This window comes from Arthrobacter sedimenti (assembly GCF_042652025.1).
In the GTDB taxonomy this organism is placed as follows: domain Bacteria; phylum Actinomycetota; class Actinomycetes; order Actinomycetales; family Micrococcaceae; genus Arthrobacter; species Arthrobacter sedimenti.
Genome location: NZ_JBHSDQ010000006.1, coordinates 110,005 through 128,673 on the forward strand (window position 1 = coordinate 110,005; position 18,669 = coordinate 128,673).

Annotated in this window: 18 protein-coding genes; 10 read left to right on the top strand and 8 right to left on the bottom strand. The window is 67.0% G+C overall.

Annotation, left to right across the window (positions count from 1 at the left end; all coding sequences use genetic code 11):
- Positions 1 to 5: 5 nt before the first annotated feature.
- Positions 6 to 758, top strand: coding sequence for a DUF429 domain-containing protein (locus ACFO0G_RS14600; RefSeq protein ID WP_376978484.1), 753 nt, complete (start codon positions 6 to 8; stop codon positions 756 to 758).
- 4 nt (positions 759 to 762) lie between these two features.
- On the opposite strand, the gene ACFO0G_RS14605 is transcribed toward ACFO0G_RS14600, so the two are convergent.
- Positions 763 to 3,186: a phosphoketolase family protein gene (locus ACFO0G_RS14605; protein ID WP_376978486.1), complete on the bottom strand. Its 2,424-nt coding sequence runs from the start codon at positions 3,184 to 3,186 to the stop codon at positions 763 to 765.
- Positions 3,187 to 3,372: 186 nt separating this feature from the next.
- Here ACFO0G_RS14605 and ACFO0G_RS14610 point away from each other — a divergent pair, with 186 nt between their 5' ends.
- Together ACFO0G_RS14610 and ACFO0G_RS14615 are read left to right on the top strand one after the other, a co-directional pair.
- Positions 3,373 to 5,604, top strand: coding sequence for a catalase (locus ACFO0G_RS14610; protein WP_376978488.1), 2,232 nt, complete (start codon positions 3,373 to 3,375; stop codon positions 5,602 to 5,604).
- A gap of 155 nt (positions 5,605 to 5,759) precedes the next feature.
- Entirely contained in the window at positions 5,760 to 6,359 is a 600-nt protein-coding gene (locus ACFO0G_RS14615) for a hypothetical protein (RefSeq protein WP_376978490.1), read from the top strand.
- A 52-nt stretch (positions 6,360 to 6,411) separates the two neighbouring features.
- Here the strand turns inward: ACFO0G_RS14615 and ACFO0G_RS14620 are convergent, their stop codons facing one another.
- Together ACFO0G_RS14620 and ACFO0G_RS14625 are read right to left on the bottom strand one after the other, a co-directional pair.
- A complete protein-coding gene (locus ACFO0G_RS14620) occupies positions 6,412 to 6,996 on the bottom strand; it encodes a histidine phosphatase family protein (protein WP_286400933.1) in 585 nt (194 codons plus the stop codon).
- Between the two features lie 118 nt (positions 6,997 to 7,114).
- Positions 7,115 to 8,002: an HAD family hydrolase gene (locus ACFO0G_RS14625; RefSeq protein ID WP_286400932.1), complete on the bottom strand. Its 888-nt coding sequence runs from the start codon at positions 8,000 to 8,002 to the stop codon at positions 7,115 to 7,117.
- 272 nt (positions 8,003 to 8,274) lie between these two features.
- Here ACFO0G_RS14625 and ACFO0G_RS14630 point away from each other — a divergent pair, with 272 nt between their 5' ends.
- Entirely contained in the window at positions 8,275 to 9,270 is a 996-nt protein-coding gene (locus ACFO0G_RS14630) for a hypothetical protein (protein WP_286400931.1), read from the top strand.
- 85 nt (positions 9,271 to 9,355) lie between these two features.
- Here ACFO0G_RS14630 and serS read toward each other — a convergent pair whose 3' ends face one another.
- Positions 9,356 to 10,636 (bottom strand): serine--tRNA ligase, encoded by a 1,281-nt coding sequence (gene serS / locus ACFO0G_RS14635; protein ID WP_286400928.1) that lies wholly within the window; start codon positions 10,634 to 10,636, stop codon positions 9,356 to 9,358.
- 88 nt (positions 10,637 to 10,724) lie between these two features.
- On the opposite strand from serS, the gene ACFO0G_RS14640 reads away from it, so the two are divergent.
- A complete protein-coding gene (locus ACFO0G_RS14640) occupies positions 10,725 to 11,804 on the top strand; it encodes a diacylglycerol/lipid kinase family protein (protein ID WP_286400926.1) in 1,080 nt (359 codons plus the stop codon).
- A 64-nt stretch (positions 11,805 to 11,868) separates the two neighbouring features.
- Here ACFO0G_RS14640 and ACFO0G_RS14645 read toward each other — a convergent pair whose 3' ends face one another.
- The 3 genes from ACFO0G_RS14645 to ACFO0G_RS14655 all read right to left on the bottom strand — a co-directional run bounded on the left by ACFO0G_RS14645 (position 11,869) and on the right by ACFO0G_RS14655 (position 13,494).
- Complete coding sequence (locus ACFO0G_RS14645) at positions 11,869 to 12,093, bottom strand: hypothetical protein (RefSeq protein ID WP_286400924.1); 225 nt, start codon at positions 12,091 to 12,093, stop codon at positions 11,869 to 11,871.
- A 94-nt stretch (positions 12,094 to 12,187) separates the two neighbouring features.
- On the bottom strand, positions 12,188 to 13,168 hold the full coding sequence (gene pheA / locus ACFO0G_RS14650; protein ID WP_286400922.1) for a prephenate dehydratase: 981 nt from the start codon (positions 13,166 to 13,168) through the stop codon (positions 12,188 to 12,190).
- On the bottom strand, positions 13,168 to 13,494 hold the full coding sequence (locus ACFO0G_RS14655) for a rhodanese-like domain-containing protein (RefSeq protein WP_142131663.1): 327 nt from the start codon (positions 13,492 to 13,494) through the stop codon (positions 13,168 to 13,170). Before ACFO0G_RS14655 ends, pheA begins: the two co-directional genes overlap by 1 nt.
- 211 nt (positions 13,495 to 13,705) lie before the next feature.
- Between ACFO0G_RS14655 and ACFO0G_RS14660 the strand changes: the two genes are divergently transcribed.
- The 5 genes from ACFO0G_RS14660 (at position 13,706) to ACFO0G_RS14680 (ending at position 17,075) form a co-directional block, all read left to right on the top strand.
- On the top strand, positions 13,706 to 15,112 hold the full coding sequence (locus ACFO0G_RS14660) for an amidase (RefSeq protein ID WP_286400918.1): 1,407 nt from the start codon (positions 13,706 to 13,708) through the stop codon (positions 15,110 to 15,112).
- A gap of 149 nt (positions 15,113 to 15,261) precedes the next feature.
- Entirely contained in the window at positions 15,262 to 15,489 is a 228-nt protein-coding gene (locus ACFO0G_RS14665; protein WP_286400916.1) for a hypothetical protein, read from the top strand.
- Between the two features lie 78 nt (positions 15,490 to 15,567).
- Positions 15,568 to 15,786: a hypothetical protein gene (locus ACFO0G_RS14670; protein ID WP_286400914.1), complete on the top strand. Its 219-nt coding sequence runs from the start codon at positions 15,568 to 15,570 to the stop codon at positions 15,784 to 15,786.
- Positions 15,787 to 15,988: 202 nt separating this feature from the next.
- A complete protein-coding gene (locus ACFO0G_RS14675) occupies positions 15,989 to 16,441 on the top strand; it encodes a LapA family protein (protein ID WP_286400913.1) in 453 nt (150 codons plus the stop codon).
- A gap of 49 nt (positions 16,442 to 16,490) precedes the next feature.
- Positions 16,491 to 17,075, top strand: a complete 585-nt coding sequence (locus ACFO0G_RS14680; RefSeq protein WP_286400912.1) for a dihydrofolate reductase family protein — start codon at positions 16,491 to 16,493, stop codon at positions 17,073 to 17,075.
- A 75-nt stretch (positions 17,076 to 17,150) separates the two neighbouring features.
- Here ACFO0G_RS14680 and ACFO0G_RS14685 read toward each other — a convergent pair whose 3' ends face one another.
- Positions 17,151 to 18,668 carry a carboxyl transferase domain-containing protein gene (locus ACFO0G_RS14685; RefSeq protein ID WP_286400910.1) on the bottom strand — a complete coding sequence of 506 codons (1,518 nt, stop codon included), beginning with the start codon at positions 18,666 to 18,668 and terminating at the stop codon, positions 17,151 to 17,153.
- Position 18,669: the final 1 nt, after the last annotated feature.

Genomic DNA, 18,669 nt, shown 5'->3' on the forward strand with positions numbered 1-18,669 from the left:
GGTCAATGAAGACCCTCGGTGTGGATCTGGCGGCCGCCACGAAGAAGACTGCGGTGGCGGTTATCGAGTGGAGCAATGACCGGGCCAAGCTCGCCCACCTGGCCCTGGACGTGGACGACCGGGAGATCGTGGACCTGGTCGGCAACTGCGACATGACCGGGGTCGACTGTCCCGTGGGCTGGCCGGACGCACTGATCCCCTTCCTGGCCGGCCATCTGAACTTCGATGCCGCCCCGGTCCTTGAGCACGACGGGATCGCCGGCCGGCGGCTGCTGGCCTACCGGGACACGGACCGGTTTTGCACCGCCCAAACGGGGCTGATCCCGCTCAGCGTGTCCGCGGACAGGCTGGCCCATCCGGCCATGCGCTGCGCCGTGATCCAGGCCAAGATCGCGGCACTCCACGGCCCGCAGCCCCGCGACGGTTCAGGCCGGCTCGCCGAGGTGTACCCGGCAGCCGCACTCAAGATCTGGGGAATGAACGGGCGCGGCTACAAAGGCCGGGGCATCCCGGAAGCGGAACGCCTAAGCCTCCTGCTGGCGGCCCTCGAAGAGCAGGCGCCCTGGCTGGACCTGGCCGGACACCGGGACAGGATAACTGCTTCGGACGACCTGTTCGACGCCGTCATCGCCTCGCTGACCGCCCGGGCCGTGGCCCGCCGTCGTACGCTCCTGCCCGATGCCGGGCACGCTCAGGCCGCCCGCAGCGAAGGCTGGATCCACCTGCCCTCCTGCACGCTGGACGACCTCCCGCTTTAGGGCGTCAGCCGCCCAGCTTCCAGTTCCGGATCTCTTCCGGGTCCTCGCCGTGGGTGCGCGTGTGTTCGCGCGCCCGGTTGCGCCGGTCCTGCAGGTCCTGGCGCAGGAGCGAGTGCTTCTCTGCAAGGCCCGGTACGCGGTCGATCGCATCGATGGCCAGCGTGAAGCGGTCGATGCCGTTCAGCATGGCCATGTCGAACGGCGTGGTGGTGGTCCCCTCCTCCTTGTAGCCGTGCACGTGCAGGCCCTGCTGGTTGGTGCGCCGGTAGGCCAGCCGGTGGATCAGCGCCGGGTAGCCGTGGTAGGCGAAGATGACGGGCTTGTCCGGGGTGAAGATCCCGTCAAAGTCGTGGGCCGGCAAGCCGTGGGGATGCTCGCTCTCATCCTGCAGCCGCATCAGGTCCACCACGTTCACCACGCGGACTTTGAGCCCCGGCGCACCGTCGCGGAGCAGTTCGGCGGCCGCCACGGTCTCCACGGTGGGGACGTCGCCCGCGCAGGCCAGGACGACGTCGGGCTCCTCCCCGGGCACTTCGGATCCCGCGAACGTCCAGATCCCCAGGCCCCGGCGGCAGTGGTTGGCGGCGTCCGCCGGGCTAAGCCAGGTGGGCGACGGCTGCTTGCCGCTCACCACGATGTTTACGTAGTCCGTGGAAGCCAGGCAATGCTCCATGACGGACAGCAGGGTGTTGGCATCCGGCGGCAGGTAGACGCGGATAACCTCGGCCTTCTTGTTCACGGCGTGGTCGATGAAGCCCGGGTCCTGGTGCGAGAACCCGTTGTGGTCCTGCTGCCACACGTGCGAGGACAGCAGGTAGTTCAGCGATGGGACAGGCTGGCGCCAGGGCAGTTTGCGGGATACCTTCAGCCATTTGGCGTGCTGGTTGAACATGGAGTCGACGATGTGCACGAAGGCCTCGTAGCAGTTGAACACCCCGTGCCGCCCGGTCAGCAGGTAGCCCTCCAGCCAGCCCTGGCACAGGTGCTCGCTCAGCACCTCCATGACCCGACCGGAGCGCGCAAGGTGCTCGTCGACGTCGTCAATCCGGTACTGCCACACCTTGTTGGTGACCTCGTAGACGTTTTGGAGCCGGTTGGACGCCGTCTCATCCGGGCCGAACAGCCGGAAGTTCTCCATGTTCTGCCCGATGACGTCCCGCATCCAGGACCCGAGCGTCACCATGGGGCTGACGCGCTCGACGCCGGCAGATGGAACCTCGACGGCGTGGTCCTGGTACGCGGGCAGTTTCAGCGCGCGCCGCAGCACTCCGCCATTGGCGTGCGGCGTGGCGCTCATGCGGAAGTCGCCGGTGGGCGCACCTTCGGCGACGTCCGCGCGCAGCCGGCCGTCGCCGTCGAACAGTTCGTCCGGCCGGTAGGACTCCAGCCACTCTTCCAACTGCTTCAGGTGCTCGCCGTTGGTGCGGACCTCGGGCAGCGGAACCTGGTGGGCCCGCCACGTGCCCTCCACCTGCAGCCCGTCCACGGTGCGGGGCCCGGTCCAGCCCTTCGGCGAGCGCAGGACGATCATGGGCCAGCGGTGCCCGCCCTCCCCCGCCTCTTCGCCGGCCGCGTCCTGCCGGTGGGCGTCCTGGATGGCCCTGATGTCGGCCAGGCAGCGGTCCAGCACGGCCGCGAAATCCCGGTGCGCCTGCGCGGTGTCATCCGGGTCCGCCACGGTCACGAAGTAGGGCTCATGGCCGTAGCCGCGCAGCAGCTGCTCCAGCTGCTCCTGCGGCATCCGGGCCAGGACGGTGGGGTTGGCAATCTTGTAGCCGTTGAGGTGCAGAATGGGCAGCACGGCGCCGTCCACGGCCGGATCCAGGAAGTTGTGCGAGTGCCAGCTGGCGGCCAGCGGCCCGGTTTCGGCCTCGCCGTCGCCAATCACGACGGCGGTCACCAGCTGGGGGTTGTCGAACACCGATCCGTAGGCGTGGGCCAGGGAATATCCGAGCTCGCCGCCCTCGCTGATGGAGCCGGGGCTTTCCGGGGCCGCGTGGCTGGGGATGCCGCCGGGGTAGGAGAACTGGCGGAACAGTTCAGCCAGGCCAGCCTCGTCATTGCCCACGTGCGCATAGATTTCGGAGTACGTTCCCTCCAGCCAGGCATTGGCGACGACGGCGGGACCGCCATGGCCGGGGCCGGCAACAAAGAGCATCTCGAGGTTGTCGCGGCGGATTGCGCGGTTCAGGTGGGCATAGACGAAGTTGAGTCCAGGGGTGGTGCCCCAGTGGCCCAGCAGGCGGGACTTGGTGTCCTCCGCCTGCAGCGGTTCGCGCAGCAGCGGGTTGGAGCGCAGGTAAATCTGGCCTACCGAAAGGTAATTGGCCGCCCGCCACCATTTGTCGACGAGTTCGAGTTCTTCCTGGGGAAGGCCATTCTGCTGCGCTTCATCCTGCATCTCATCCTGCCCAGTGCTGCCGGCCATAACCATCCTCACCTCGGGTGTGCCGCTGCAGGCGGCCGTTCCCCCATCGCAACAGATGAAGGGGCAGGCAGGCAACCCCCGCCGTCGAACCTTGCCCTGTGGGCCGTGGGCACCTGTAGGATACTAAGCAAGCTTAGTTTTCGCTGCGGCGAAGGCTGGGAACATCAAATGTGGGGAGATCAAGACATGCCAGCCGAAGACGATGTTGTAATTCCCGGGGTTCCGTCCAGCGAGCCTCCGGCGCTTGAGGAGCCCACGACGCCTCGGGAGCCGTTGCCGCCAAAGCCGGACCAGCGCGCTCCCGAAGCCGTGTCCCCCACGGGCAGCCCGACCGGCGCGCCGGCCACCGCACGTGCCCAGTCCGGCCAGTACCTGACCACGGCCCAGGGGCTGCGGCTGCAGGATACGGACCATTCCCTGAAGGCCGGGGCGCGCGGTCCCATCCTTCTGCAGGACCATCATCTGCGCGAAAAGATCACGCACTTTGACCACGAGCGGATTCCGGAGCGCGTTGTCCATGCCCGTGGAGCGGGAGCACACGGCGTGTTCCGTTCGTACGGGACGGCTGCCAAAGTCACGCGCGCCGGTTTCCTTGCCGCGGACGTGGAGACGCCTGTGTTTGTCAGGTTCTCCACCGTGCTTGGCTCCCGTGGGTCAGCCGACGCGGTGCGGGACACCCGGGGGTTCTCCACGAAGTTCTACACGGATGAAGGCACCTACGACCTGGTGGGAAACAACATCCCGGTGTTCTTCATCCAGGACGGCATCAAGTTCCCGGATGTGGTGCACGCGGCCAAGCCGCACCCCGACCGGGAGATTCCGCAGGCCCAGAGCGCGCACGACACGTTCTGGGATTTCGTGTCGCTCCACACCGAGGCGCAGGCCCACACCCTGTGGAACATGTCCGATCGCGGCATCCCCCGCTCCTACCGGACCATGGAGGGCTTCGGCGTCCACACGTTCCGTCTCGTCAACGCTGCCGGTGACACCACGCTGGTGAAGTTCCACTGGAAGCCCAAGCAGGACGTGCACTCGCTGGTCTGGGAGGAAGCCCAGATCATCAACGGTATGGACCCGGACTTCCACCGGCGCGATCTGGCCGACGCCATCGAGGCCGGCGCCTACCCGGAGTGGGAGCTCGGCATCCAGACCTTCCCGGACACCGAAGATCAGATGTTTGAGGGCATCGACCTCCTGGATCCCACCAAGTTCGTCCCCGAGGAACTCGCGCCCGTGCAGCCCATCGGGCTCATGACCCTCAACGCGAACCCCACCAACTTCTTCGCCGAAACCGAACAGGTGGCGTTCCACCCCGGGCATCTGGTGCCGGGCATCGATGTCACCAACGACCCCCTGCTGCAGGTCCGGCTGTTCTCCTACCTGGACACCCAGATTTCGCGTCTGGGCGGCCCGAACTTCGCGCAAATTCCCATCAACAGGCCGCACGCACCGGTCAATGACATGCTCCGCGACGGCATGCACCAGACGGCGGTCCATGGCGGTGCCGCGCCTTACCGGCCCAATTCGCTGGACGGCGGCTGCCCGTTCCTGGCCGGGCAGGACATGGGTGCGTATGTGGATGTGCCCGAGGCGGTTGCTCAATCCATCAAGGAACGGAGCAATCCGGCGTCCTTCGATGACCACTATAGCCAGGCCCGGCTCTTCTTCCGGAGCCTCAGCGCCGTGGAGCAGGACCATGTGGTCCAGGCGTACACGTTTGAGCTCGGCAAGTGCTTCGAAACCGCCGTCCGTGAACGCCAGCTCCAGGCTTTGGCCAACATCGACGCCGCACTGTGCGCCGCCGTTGCCGCCGGCCTGGGGATGCCCGCCCCGGACGCCACCGAGCAGGTCCCGGACCGGGAGCCCAGCCCGGCCGTGTCCCAGGTGGGAGACACGTGGCCGGTTGCCGGGCGCGTGGTGGGCATCATTGCCGATTCCTCCAGCGACCTTGCCGAGGTGGAGGCTGCCCGCAAGGCGCTCGACGGCGAGGGCATGGTTCCGCTGGTCATCGCACCAACCGGCGGCACACTTTCCTCCGACGGGCTTTCGGTTACCGTGCAGCGGACCTTCCTCACGGCAAGGTCCACCGAGTTCGACGCGTTGATCGTCGCCGGGGGCAAGCAGCCCGGGCCTGACGCCACCGCCGGGCGCGACGCCAAAGCCGGGGAACCGGTTGGAGCCCCGGATCCGCGCGTGGCCCTCATGCTGTCCGAGGCGTACCGCCACGCCAAGGCCATCGGCGTCTGGGGCTCCGGCTCCGCCGTTCTTGAGGCGATCGGTATTCAGCAGGAAACGGTAGGCGTCGCTGCGGGAGACAACGCTCATGACGTGACCGCCGAGGTTTCCGGGCTGCTCGCCGCGCACCGCGCCTGGGACCGGTTCCCGGCAACCGGCGCAGCCGCCTCCGCGGAGCAGTAGCCGCAGCCTATTCACTGCCGCGTTCACCGCTGGGACCCGCATCGCACCTGATGCGGGTCCTCTGCGTTTTTACCGACGGCCCGGTTGTGGCCACGGTGGCTGACTGCGAAACCGGCCGTTTCGCCGTACCTACTTCCGGGTAGTGTGGACCCAGAATGTTCACCCTCACCATCAACCAGACGGACAGCCGGCGCGACGGCGACCAGGTTCCGCAACTGCTCAAGGCACTGCGGCACATCCCCGCGCGCCTGGATTTTGACCGGTCCGTGGAGGACGAGGTCCAGGGAATCGTCGACTGCCCGCACCAGGCGGTGGACGCCGGCCTGATCGCGCTCCGCAGCGGGCATTGGTACGTGGGCATCGGGGCAGGGCCGGTGGACGAGCCGCTGCCCAACCAGATCAAGGATGCATCCGGCCACGGCCTGGTCTACGCGCGCCGGGCGGTGGACCGGCTCCGCAACAGCAAGGAGCGCATCCCGGTTGCCGTGGAGGGGCCGCGGGCTGATGTAGCCCACGACGCCGAAGCCATCCTCCGGCTGCTGGGCCACATCGTGCGGGACCGCTCAGGGGCGGAATGGCGGGTGCTGGACCTGCTGACCCCCGGCGTTCGCGGGCAGCAGAAAGCGGTGGCGCAGGAACTGGGGATCACCACCCAGGCCGTCAGCAAAGCCGTGGCACGGGCGCAGTGGAATGAGGAATATGCCGCCCGGCCCGCTGCCGCCCGGCTGCTGGCCTTGATCCTCGAGGTGGGCTGACCGCTTCAGACGCGTGCCGCCGTCGTACTCGGTTTTTGCGCCCCTTGGACCCTTAGCCTCCGGTAGCCGCCATCACGGGCTCTCCGTTGAAGTACTCCAGCTTCCACCCGTCGACCGCATGGTGGTGCGCCAGGTTAAGCGCGGCGTTGTCCACGCTGGCCAGGGTCTGGCCGACGGCGCGGCTGAGGCTGACCCGCAGCAGAGTGCCATGGGTGACCACCAGGAGCCGCTGGCCCCGGAACTCCTCCGCCAGGGCTTCCAGAGCCGCAATTCCACGGTCTGCCGCTTCGTCTTCGCTTTCCGCACCCTTGAACCCGCCGGGCACGCGCAGCGCCTCCAGTTCCGGGCCGGCCTGCATTCCTTCGGCAGGGCCGAAACTGCGCTCGGTGAGTTCCGGGACACGGCGGGACACCGTCAGCCCGAGCCCCTCGGCAATGAGGTCCGCGGTTTCGGCGGCACGGCTCAGCGGCGAGGAGACTATGGCGTCCCATTCGTAAGGGGCAAGGACGGCGACGGCGTCACGCGCCTGGCCGCGTCCGACGTCGTTCAGGGGGATATCGGTTGCCCCCTGCAGCCGGCGCTCGGCATTCCAGTCGGTCTGGCCATGGCGGACGAGGGCGAACGTCGTAAGGGTCATGCCCCTATTCTGCCTTGGCCGAGCACTGCGCCTTGAATTCCCGCTTGCTCCATCAGTAATGGCCCCTAAAACGGGAGTTTAGGAGCCATATCTGATGGGGCAAACTGCTGGATTTTGCTCAGAGGAGGCTGCGCAGCACGTGGGCGGCGCCGTCGTCGTGCACGGAGTGGGTGACCTCGTCCGCTGCTGCCACTACCTCTGCCGGGGCCTGCCCCATAGCCACGCCGCGTCCTGCCCAAGTGAGCATCTCAATATCGTTCCGGCCGTCACCCACGGCAACGGTAAGGTGCTCCTCGAAGCCGAGCCGGACCCGGAGGTTCTCCAGGGCGCTGGCCTTGGTCACCCCTGCGGCGGCGATGTCCAGCCACGCGGTCCAGCCCACGGAGTAGGTGACCCCGGCGAGGCCCACGTGGTTGATGGCCTCGTTGAACTCCTCGGGCGTGTTCTCGGTGCTGAACACCACCACGCGGACGGCGGTGGACTCCAGCATGGTGTGGAAGTCGACACCCACGGCCTCGACGCCGAAGCTGGCGTCCTGGAACCGCTCTGTGGAGAGGAAGTTGCCGTCGGCGTCCTCCAGCGCATACTTGGCGGACGGGAGGCGTTCCCGGAGGGCGCGCAGGGCCGGGGCGGGATCGAAGGTAGCCTTGTGGATCACCTCGTAGCCGTTTTCCAGTTCGGGGTGGAGCCGGAGGGTCACGCCGCCGTTGCAGCACACCGCGTACCCACGCTCGATGCCGATCTTTTCGATAATGGGAAGCGTGGCATTCAGGGAGCGGCCGGTGGCGATCATCACCTCGTGCCCGGCGGCCACCACGGCCTGGGCGGCCTCGCGCACGCCCGGGGACATGTGGCCGTCGTGGTTCACCAGCGTGCCGTCCACGTCCAATGCGACCATGAACTTCTGGTCAATAGCGGTGAACTCGATGTTGTTCAGGGTGTTGTTCTTGTTGTTCTCTCGCCGGTCATCGTTGCCGGCGACTGAGGTTTCAGTCAGCGTTGTCATCCACATAGTGAACCAGACGTAACTGACCCGCGCTAGGACGGGGACCACAGGTTTATTGAACTGTTGATTAACTCGGCGGGTTTCCACATGCACTCCCCCTGCGGCAGGTTTCCCTTCGCCGTCATCTACGATACGCACCCGCCCGCGGACACCACACCCCCGAACGCGCCGGTGCAACGTCCATCAGCCGGTGCGAATATGAGCTGCCTGGTTGTCCACATGCGCCAACCGGCCCCTTCAATTGCCACTCATTGGCCGGTGACGATAAGGGCATGCACCTGATCTCCGCGCAGGACCTCCGCCGCACCACGGGGGACACCCGTTCACTCAGTAGGCGCTATGCGCAGGGTGAACTTGTCCGTGTCCGCAAAGGTGTTTATGCCGAAAAACGTGCATGGGTGTCATTGCCGCCGTGGGAAAGATACGTCCAGACCGTCCGCGCGGTGGATCTGGAGCTCCCGCAACCAACATTCTGCCTGCACACGGCCGCTGTCATTTGGGATCTGGAACTTCTCGCCGTGCCGGCATACATCCACGTCTCCGGGGCAACCAGAGGCCACACGGGCCGCAGGAAACCAACAACGTCCGCGGCACGGGACAGGTCCGGACAAACAGGAATCGAACACATCACCGCCTACGGCATCCACCGGCATTTCGCGAACGGAGCAGCAGTCCAACGAGGAGGACTGCTGGTAACCCCTCTTGCGGAAACAGTCATTGGCGTCATTTCGAAGGAGGACTTCACGGCCGGAGTGGTACTGGCAGACCACGCGATCAGCAGCCGCCGGGTTTCAGGACCTCCCGTGAGCAAGGACGAACTGTTCCAGGCTGCTTCCCCGATCCCCTCGGCCGCCCGCCGACATTGGGTGGCACAGGTGCTCGACTTCGCATCGCCACAGTCAGAGTCGGCTGGTGAATCGCTCAGCCGCGCCCAGATGCATCTGCTCGGCTTTCCGGCCCCCATGCTCCAGGCAAAGTTCCTGCAGGAAGGTTCGCTGCTCGCCCGGACCGACTTCTTCTGGCCCAAGTACCGGCTCATAGGCGAGTTCGACGGCGACGCCAAATACCTCAATGATGAATATCTGGGCACTCGAACAGCCCGCCAGGCCGTACTGGCGGAAAAGAAGCGCGAGGACAGGCTTCGGGCGGCAGGTTTCAGGGTTGTCCGGTGGGACTGGGCAACGGCGTCGAACCCTGTCCGCTTTGCAGCATGCCTCCGGCAGGCAGGGCTGCCAAGCAGCCGGAGCAGGCAACCGGGCACCCGATAACGGACAGTGCACCCCCGAACTCGGCGGTGCACTGTCCGTTCAAGGGTGCACCGCCCAGTTGCGGGTGCGCGCGAAGAAGAGACCCCTACAGGACCGGCAGGACCTCGAGGCCGCCCAGGTACTTCTGCAGCGCCTTGGGAACGTTGACCGAGCCGTCCGCGTTCTGGTGGTGCTCCAGCAGGGCCACGATCCAGCGCGTGGTGGCCAGGGTTCCGTTGAGGGTGGCCACGGCGCGGGTGCCCTTGGAGACCCCCTCCGCATTGACGATGCGTTCACGGATGTTCAGGCGGCGTGCCTGGAAGGTTGTGCAGTTGGAGGTGGAGGTCAGCTCGCGGTAGGCGCCCTGCGTGGGAACCCAGGCTTCGCAGTCGAACTTGCGCGCCGCGGACATGCCGAGGTCGCCGGCGGCGGTGTCGATCACCCGGTAGGGCAGCTCGCACTTGGCCAGCATCTCCTCTTCCCAGGCCAGCAGCCGCTGGTGTTCCGCTGCGGCCTCCTCAACCGTGGTGTAGATGAACATCTCCACCTTGTTGAACTGGTGTACGCGGATGATGCCGCGGGTGTCCTTGCCGTGTGAACCGGCTTCGCGGCGGTAGCAGGAGCTCTGGCCGGCGTAGCGGATGGGTCCGGCGGAGAAGTCCAGGATCTCATCGGCGTGGTACCCGGCCAGCGCCACCTCCGAGGTGCCCACAAGGTAAAGGTCGTCTTCGGCGAGACGGTAGATCTCGGCGTCGTGTTTTACATCGAAGCCGGTACCCTGCATGGTCTCCGGACGCACCAGGGTGGGCGTGATCATGGGAACGAAGCCGGCTTCGATCGCCTGGTCCATAGCCATCTGAAGCAGCGCCATCTCAAGCCGCGCTCCAACGCCCTTCAGGAAGTAGAAGCGGGCACCGGAAACCTTGGCACCGCGTTCCATGTCGATCGCGCCGAGCAGCTCGCCGATCTCCAGGTGGTCGCGCGGTTCGAAGTCCGGGAATTCGCGCGGCGTGCCGACGGTCTTGACCACCACGTAGTCGTCCTCGCCACCCTCGGGAACGCCGTCCTCGACGAGGTTGGGGATGGTGCGGAGCAGTTCTTCCTGCTTGGTCTGCGCGGCATCGGCTTCTCCGGAGGCTGCCTTGACCGAGTTGGCCAGCTCCTTGACCTCGGCCAGCAGGGCCTGCTTCTCCTCGCCCTTGGCCTTCGCCACCTTCTTGCCGAACACGTTCTGCTCGGCGCGGAGGTTCTCGAAGCGGAGCAGGGCTTCGCGGCGGGCGGAGTTCGCGGAGATGATCGCGTCCACCACTGATTCGTCCGCGCCGCGGGCGCGCTGGCTGGCACGGTACTTGTCAGGGTTTTCGCTGAGGTCTTTTACGTCGATCACCTGACAAGGGTATCCAATTCACCGCACGACGGCGGGCGTACGTCTCCGTGCCCCCTCCCGCCGCGTGCCGGGCTACTGTTGGAACACCATGAGCGACTGGATTCTCTACCTGCTGATTGCGGTGGCGCTTGCCTTCGCCACCTCCAGCTGGTGGGGGGTGCGTCGCCTCAAGGCGCTGCACGTTCGCAGTACCGTGGCCGGCGAGGCCTATGACTCCGGGCTGGCGCAGCAGCGCGTGGCAGTAGTCCTGAACCCCGTCAAGGGGCGGGCCGGGGAAGCCAGGGAAATGATTCAAAGAGCCTGCCTTGCCGCGGGGTGGGACGAGCCGGTCTTTTTCGAGACGACGGCGGAGGACCCCGGCTTCTCCCAGATGCAGGCCGCCCTGGCAGGGAAGCCCGACGTCGTCCTGGTGGGCGGCGGGGACGGAACGGTACGCGTCGTGGCCGAGGCCCTCGCACGCACCGATGTTGCCATGGGCCTGATTCCCCTGGGCACCGGCAACCTGCTGGCACGCAACGTGGACCTCGATGTGAACGACCTTCACGGCAACGTCCAGACAGCCCTTTTCGGCCGCCAGCGCTATATCGACACCGCCCGGATGGCTATTGAGAACTCGCGGACCGGGCACTACTCCGAGCACGTGTTCCTGGTCATCGCGGGCATCGGCATGGATGCCGAGGTCCTGGCCGACACCAACGCGGGGCTGAAGAAGGCCGTGGGCTGGCTGGCATACACGGAGGCCGGCGTGCGGCACCTCCCGGGCCGGCGCAAGAAGGTCTCCATCGCCCTGGACGGAAGCCCCGAGCAGATCCGTAACATCCGCAGCGTGCTGTTCGCCAACTGCGGCCTGGTGCCGGGTGGCATCGATTTCATCCCGCAGGCCATGATCGACGACGGCATGCTGGACGTGGTGGTCATGAGCCCGCGCAGCGCCATCGGCTGGCTCCTGATGTACGTGAAAATCATGTTCAAGCACAGCGGAAAGCTGCCCATCATGACCGTGTACCGGTCAACCAGGGTGGTCATCAAGTGCCCCGAGCCGATGCCTACACAGCTCGACGGCGACACGTCCGGGGAAGCGACGCAGCTTACGGTTCAGGTGGAGCCCCGGTCGCTCCTGGTCCGGGTGAAGGGGCAGGTACAGGTCAGTGGGGCAACCGCGCGGTAACAGACGGCAAAAGCGGCGCCGTGGTGGAACGCCGGAATGACGCGGGGCCGTGATACGGCCGCGGTCAGGCCCCGGATTCCTTCTCCGCCTGAGCGCCTTGTTTGCCAGCGGCAGGGGCTTCCTTGGCAGCGGCATGTGCTTCGGACTGTTCGCGGATCATGGCCTGCTCCTCTTCGAAGCGCAGGCGGTCGGCGCGGTCTGCGTCGTCCCCGTCCCAATCCTGGTTGTCCGCCGCAGGCTTGGGGTTGACGATCATCCCCTGGCCGTCGTTGTCATTGCTGCTGGTCATGACCCGCTCCCTTCATCAGGGGCCATACCCCGTGTGGATCAGGCAAGCATACGCATTGACCACAGCCCGCGGAAGTACTTCGAGAGGCATTTGCCTACGCTGTGCGCGAAGCTTCGGAACCGCTTTCACCTGCGACGGATTCCGCGCCGAGTATTGATTGGACCCAGGTATTCGCCGCCGAAAAGGCTGCATCGGAGGTGTGAGCAGCGACCGGCGTCACCTGCTTATCGGCCCTGGGGTATGAGCCCAGGAAGCGGGTTCCCGGGCTGATGCGGTGCAGCCCGGCGAGCGCATCCCCCACCCGCGCTTCCCCGGCGTGGCCGTCGGCGTCGATACTGAAGAAGTAGTGGCCCAGGTACTGCCCCGTGGGCCGGGACTCAATCCGGCTGAGGTTGACGCCGCGGCTGGCGAACTGGTCCAGGATCTCCATCAACGCGCCCGGGCGGTCCTCCGGAAGCGGGACCACAACCGTCGTCTTGTCCGCTCCGGTACGCGCCGGGAGCGCACCGGGCCGGCTGACCAGGATGAAGCGCGTCACGGCTCCGGGATTGTCGCCAATGTCCTCTCCCAGCACTGACAGCTCCGGGTGCTCCCGGGCCACGAGCGGGGCGCAGATTGCGGCGTCGTAGGTGCAGTCCTGTTCCAGCAATCCGAGTGCGGCCGCAGCAGTTGATGAGCCAGGCACATATTCCGCTTCAGGTATGTGCTTATCCACCCACAACCGGCACTGGGCCCAGGCATGGCCATGGGTCGAAACCCGCCGCACCTCTTCCAGCCCTATGCCGGGCCGGGCTACCAGGACAAAGCTGATGGGAACCAGGACCTCGCGGATGATGCGCAGTTCCTCGCCGGAGGCGATTGCATCCAAGGTGGCGGTAACTCCGCCCTCAACCGAGTTCTCGATGGGGACCATGGCGGCGTCTGCTGATCCGTCGCGCACCCGGTCGAGAGCTGCGTTGACGTTCGAGGCCGGGACCCTGACGGCCTGGAGCGCGTCCGGCACCTGCAGGAGGGCAGCCTCGGTGAAGGTGCCTTCCGGGCCCAGGAAGGCGTAGGTTCGGGAGCTGCCGGGCACTAAAGGACCAGCGGCTTAAGTCCGTTGTCCGAGACCAGGGGCTTGCCGGATTCCAGCCACTGGTCCATGCCGCCGGAGACGTTAATGGCGGTGTAGCCCTGGCCGGTAAGCCACTGGGCAACGCGGAAGGACCGCCCGCCCGTGCGGCAAATGACGTAGAGGTCCTCATCCGGATCGAGTTCCCCGAGCCGGGCCGGGATCTGGTCCATGGGGATGTGGAGTGCGCCGTCGGCGTGCCCTGCAACCCACTCGTAGTCTTCCCGGACGTCCAGGATCACTGCGTCGGCGGGAACGTCGTGGACGGGGACGGTATCGAAATCGCTCATCGGAGTCCTGTCTTGGCGGGATCAGAGTTCGCTTTAAGCCTAGCCCTTCCGCCCCTTGGTACCCCGAAGGGGCCGGAAAAGCCGCGGGTTAGGCTGGTTGAACCCAAGGAGGTTTGCATGTCCCAAAAGATCGCTGCCCACACCGGGGCACCGGCAGGCCCCGGCCGCAGCACGGAACCGGCGGCCAGGCCACAAGCGGTCGCGCGTTTACATGGCTGAACTCCACGAACTCCCGGCACTGGTCCTGCGCGGGCTCCTGCGGAGCGGAACGGTGTCTGCAGTGGAAGCAGCCACCCATTTCCTGGCGCGGACTGAACAGCAGAACCCCCTCCTGGGCGCCTTCATCACCGTGACTGCGGACCAGGCCCTGGAGGAGGCCCGTGCGGCGGATGCCCGGTACGCAAGCACCGACGCCGGGGACCTGCCGATGCTGCACGGCATGCCGCTTGCCTTCAAGGACCTCACGGACGTCGCGGGCGTGGTGACCACGCACGGCAGCGCCGCGCTGGAGCACAAACCCGTTCCCGTCGACAGCCCGCTGGTGGCCCTCTTCAAGGACGCCGGCGTGACCACGCTGGGCAAGACGCAGGTGCCCGAATTCGGACTGACTGCGTACAGCGAAAACCGCATCGCACCGCCGTCGCGCAATCCCCACGCACCCAGCAGGAGTTCCGGAGGATCCTCCGGCGGCAGCGCCGCTGCGGTGGCGGCAGGGTTGCTGCCTTTCGCCCCAGGGACCGACGGCGGCGGGTCCGTCAGGATTCCGGCAGCCGCTTGCGGCCTCGTGGGGTTGAAGCCGGGCCGGGGCCTCGTGACGGCCGGAGAAAGCGCGGGCGATCCCGCCCGGCTGGTGGTTCCCGGCCCCCTCGCCCGGACCTCAAAGGACGCGGCACTGATGATGGACGTCCTGGCACCGGGGCACGACTACCTCAGGGCACTGCAACAGGAGCCGCCGCGGCTGCGGATTGGGATCACGCAGGACAGCCCGTGGTCAAGCACTTTCCCCTTCACCGTGGAGCAGGAGGCCCTGGACGCGCTCCTCGCAGGCGTTACCCTCCTGGAGCAGGCCGGCCACGTTCTTGGTGATGCCGCCATCCGCTACGACAACCGCTACCCGGACGCTTTCACCACGGCCTGGACCGCGGGGGTGGGTGCGGCCAGGATCAGCCCCACCCGGGAGGCTTTACTGGCGCCCCTGACCAGGACCTTCCGGCGGCGGGCCCAGCAGCGCAGCCCCGCCAAGCTCGCCGAGGCGCTTGCCTTCCTGCGGCAGTTCCAGCATGACACTGTGGCGCAGTACGCCCAGTGGGACCTGATGCTGATGCCCACGCTGGCGCAGACGCCGCGGCCCGTGGGCTGGTTTACCGGCACATCCCACGGAAGCGACCGCTGGCCGGCCGCTGATTGGCCCGGGGATGCCGACGGCGACTACCGGAAACAGTGCGAATATGCGCCATGGTCCTCCATGGTGAACGTGTGCGGACTGCCGGCCATCACCCTTCCCGTGCTCTGGACGGGAGGAACCGCCGGTAGCGGGCTGCCCATGGGGATCCAGCTGGTGGGTCCCATGGGCTCGGAAGCCCTCCTCCTGCAGGTGGCGCACCACCTGGGCTATTAGGAAAGCCGCCTTATTGGGAGGCTGGCCGGCAAGGCTGTTGACCTGAACCTAACGCCCCCTTAACCCGCTGGTAACCCTGGCCGCGCACACTGGAAAGGCACGATTCAGCAGTCTCCATCCGCCCTCCCCCGACGAGGAGTTGCCCCACCATGAACGCTGAACAAGCTGCGGCGAGCGCCGGACCCACAGAGACCGTCGACGGCGAACGGCCGGACCTGAGCAATTCCAACGTCAGGGAGGACCTGGCCATGGCCGGCCGCTGCGCACTGGTCCACCTGCCCACGGGCCGGACCTGCCTCCTCCCCCTCCGCCATCAGGGGCCCTGCGAGTTCCACCGCCCCCAGGAGGCGCAGGACGTGGTGTCCAGCAGAGACTGACAGCTTCCGGCGCTGCTCTCTCGACTCCCGCGCCCGCCAGGAGGACGATTAAAGGGCAGTCACCTAAGGAGGTCTGTGATGTGCTACGCATCGAGCAAGGACTTCGGGTGGGGCGTAAGGAAGGAAACCCAGCGTCGCCCTGAAGCGGAACCGGCAACCCCTGCGGAACCTCCGGAGGAGCCGGTCAAGGCACAGAATTTCACGTTCTGGGCCTTCCCCAACTGGCGCAGGACGCCTGCGCCGCGCACCCCCTCCGCCGAAGCCGACAAGGACCAACGGAGCAGGGAGAGGGTCTGACGTCCGGGCAATCACCCGGGCAGAAGTCAGGAATGAACGGAAGGGTTCTCGTGGAGGGCCCTTCCGCCACGTTCCCCGCGGCCTGTCCATAAATCAAGCAGCACCCGGAATCAGGCGAGGCGGGCCGGTCGTTGTGCTGTCCCACCAGGCCGTCTATGGTTGAACCATAAGCATGCTTAGCATTCTGGGAAAGGGGACGAGCATGAGCGCAGGACAGTACACTCCGGGGCCGGACCGCCAGCCGGAAACGGACACGGGCACTTCGGCTTCAAACGCAGCCCGGCCGGCGGCAGACCGCGCAGCCTACGGCAACGCCCCGTCCTACTCAACGGGTGAGCCGGGAACACCTGCCACCGCAACCACCCCCGCCCCCAGGGCCAGCGGCGCCCCGGAACGCAAGGTCACGCGCACCGGAGTCATCTGGGCAGCCGTGGTGGCGGCCCTGGTGCTGCTGATCCTGCTGATCATCTTCATCCTGCAGAACCAGGAACTGGTCCTGGTGAAGTTCCTGGGCTTCGAAGGTTCCGTCCCGCTGGGCATGGCATTGTTCATCGCCGCCGTGACCGGCGCTGTCTTTGTGGCAGTGGCGGGCGGCGCGAGGATCCTGCAGCTGCGCCGGAACGCCCATCGGTCCAGGGTCCAGCAGCGCAGATAGAGGCACCGGCCAATACAAAAGGCTATCCGGCAAGGGAAGGCGGCCGGCGATGGGCAGGGTCATCGTGATGAACCACGTGACGCTCGACGGCGTCATGCAGGGTCCCGGCCGGCTGGATGAGGATACGCGGGGCGGATTCAGCGACGGTGGCTGGGCGGTGCCGTACGCCGACCAGGCGACGGTGCAGAAGATGGGCGAACGGATGGGCCCGGACCACGCCTTCCTGCTCGGGCATAGAACCTACGGGCAGCTCCTCGAGTCATGGAACGCCCAGGGCGGGCCCTTCAAGGAGGCCCTGAACAACACGCCAAAGTTCGTCGCCTCAAGGGACCCGGAAACCAGGCTGGAATGGCCCAACTCCACCCTTTTGCACAGTGACGTTCCCGCGGCCGTAAAGGAACTTCGGGAAGGCTTCGCCTCCAATCTCGTGATCATGGGCAGCGGCGTACTGATCCGCGCGCTCATGGCGGCCGGGCAGATCGACGAATACCTGCTCATGATCCACCCGGTCGTCCTGGGCAACGGGCAACAGCTTTTCGCCGGCGGCGCCAAGGCCCGGCTGCGGCTCATCGAAGCCGGGCATACAAGCACCGGCGTCCTCCTGGCCTTGTATACCCCGGACAGGCCTGATTAGGGACGCCAGCTGGAGCATGGGGCCGGAGCAGGAGGCACCGGGAAACCCCGGCGCCTCCCGACTCCGGACCAGGCGTCAGCGAGCACCGAGGCTGGCGAACTTGCGGGCCCGGTCGGCCACCAGTTCAGGAACCGGAACGCCCGCCACGGAGGCCAGCTCGTACTCGATGGCCTGCGCCATCCGGCTGCAGAACTCGCGTGGCTCCAAAGAGGCATCACCGCGTTCATCCACGATGTGGTCCACCAATCCGTTTGCGTACAGGGCGGCGACGTTCACGCCCTGCGCCTGTGCCATGGCCGGCGCGAACGCGGTGGTCCGGTGAACGATGGCACTGGCGCCCTCGGGGGGCAGTGGAGAAAGCCAGCTGTGCTGGGCCGCAATGGTCCGGTCCGCCGGCAGCAGGGCCAGGGCCCCTCCCCCGGCGCCCTGGCCAAGCAGCACGGAGACCGAAGGCGATCCCAGCCCGATCAGTTCGTGCAGCGAGCGCGCAATCTCCCCCGCAAGCCCGCCTTCCTCCGCCTCCTGCGACAGGGCCGCACCCGCGGTGTCGATGACGGTGAGCAGGGGCAGGCGCAGCTCCTCCGCCAGCTTCATTCCCCGGCGTGCCTCGCGCAGCGAACCGGGCCCCATGCCGGCGGCGTCCTTCCGCAACGGCCGCGCGTGTCCCAGCACGATGCACGACTGGCTGCCGAAGCGGGCCAGGGCCAGCAGCAGCCCCGGGTCCTTCTCCCCCTGCCCCGTCCCGTTCAAGGGCAGCGCGTCGACGGCGCCGAATTTCAGCAGCTGGCGCAGGTCGGGCCGCCGCTGCTGCCGGGAGATCTCGATGGACGTCCAGGCATCAACGGTCGAAGGCCGGATATTTAGGGTCTCGGGCGGGGCAGGCACCGCTGCGGCCGCGCCTTCCTTCGCGGAGAGGATGTCCAGGGCCCGGCCCACGAGGTCGGCCAGGTTGCCGGGTTCCACCACGCCGTCGATCAGTCCCTTGTGGAAGAGGTTCTCCGCCACCTGCACGTTCTCCGGGAACGGTTCGCCGTAGAGCGCCTCGTACACCCGCGGGCCCAGGAAGCCCAGCAGTGCGCCGGGCTCGGCCACGTTAATGTGCCCCAGGGATCCCCAGGACGCCATGACGCCGCCGGTGGTGGGGTGCCGGAGGTAGACCAGGTAGGGAAGCCCGGCCTGGCGATGGGCCCGGACGGCGCCGGTGATCTTCACCATCGACAGGAACGCAAGCGTCCCTTCCTGCATCCGTGTCCCCCCGGACGCAGGGCCGGCCAGCAGCGGCAGGCCCTCCGCGGTGGCGCGTTCGACGGCGGCAACAATCCTCTGTGCCGCCGCGTGGCCTATCGACCCGGCCAGGAAGGAGAATTCGCTCACGATCAGCGCCACCCGGCGGCCGCGGATGAGGCCCGCACCGGTGATCACCGACTCGTCGGCGCCGCTGCGTTCGCGGGCCCTGGCCAGGTCGCGGGCGTACTCCTCGGACAGGACCGGCTGTTCCGGCTCCGTGTCCCAGGAGATGAACGAACCGGGGTCCACCACCGCATCCAGCAGTTCGGTCGCTTTCAAGTGCCGCACCTTCTCCGCCGTCGCCACG

Bases quoted from the DNA above. Each gene is read 5' to 3' on its own strand.
- ACFO0G_RS14600 (WP_376978484.1), top strand. From the start codon at position 6: ATGAAGACCCTCGGTGTGGATCTGGCGGCCGCCACGAAGAAGACTGCG.
- ACFO0G_RS14605 (WP_376978486.1), bottom strand. From the start codon at position 3,186: ATGGCCGGCAGCACTGGGCAGGATGAGATGCAGGATGAAGCGCAGCAG.
- ACFO0G_RS14610 (WP_376978488.1), top strand. From the start codon at position 3,373: ATGCCAGCCGAAGACGATGTTGTAATTCCCGGGGTTCCGTCCAGCGAG.
- ACFO0G_RS14615 (WP_376978490.1), top strand. From the start codon at position 5,760: ATGTTCACCCTCACCATCAACCAGACGGACAGCCGGCGCGACGGCGAC.
- ACFO0G_RS14620 (WP_286400933.1), bottom strand. From the start codon at position 6,996: ATGACCCTTACGACGTTCGCCCTCGTCCGCCATGGCCAGACCGACTGG.
- ACFO0G_RS14625 (WP_286400932.1), bottom strand. From the start codon at position 8,002: ATGACAACGCTGACTGAAACCTCAGTCGCCGGCAACGATGACCGGCGA.
- ACFO0G_RS14630 (WP_286400931.1), top strand. From the start codon at position 8,275: ATGCACCTGATCTCCGCGCAGGACCTCCGCCGCACCACGGGGGACACC.
- ACFO0G_RS14640 (WP_286400926.1), top strand. From the start codon at position 10,725: ATGAGCGACTGGATTCTCTACCTGCTGATTGCGGTGGCGCTTGCCTTC.
- ACFO0G_RS14645 (WP_286400924.1), bottom strand. From the start codon at position 12,093: ATGACCAGCAGCAATGACAACGACGGCCAGGGGATGATCGTCAACCCC.
- ACFO0G_RS14655 (WP_142131663.1), bottom strand. From the start codon at position 13,494: ATGAGCGATTTCGATACCGTCCCCGTCCACGACGTTCCCGCCGACGCA.
- ACFO0G_RS14660 (WP_286400918.1), top strand. From the start codon at position 13,706: ATGGCTGAACTCCACGAACTCCCGGCACTGGTCCTGCGCGGGCTCCTG.
- ACFO0G_RS14665 (WP_286400916.1), top strand. From the start codon at position 15,262: ATGAACGCTGAACAAGCTGCGGCGAGCGCCGGACCCACAGAGACCGTC.
- ACFO0G_RS14670 (WP_286400914.1), top strand. From the start codon at position 15,568: ATGTGCTACGCATCGAGCAAGGACTTCGGGTGGGGCGTAAGGAAGGAA.
- ACFO0G_RS14675 (WP_286400913.1), top strand. From the start codon at position 15,989: ATGAGCGCAGGACAGTACACTCCGGGGCCGGACCGCCAGCCGGAAACG.
- ACFO0G_RS14680 (WP_286400912.1), top strand. From the start codon at position 16,491: ATGGGCAGGGTCATCGTGATGAACCACGTGACGCTCGACGGCGTCATG.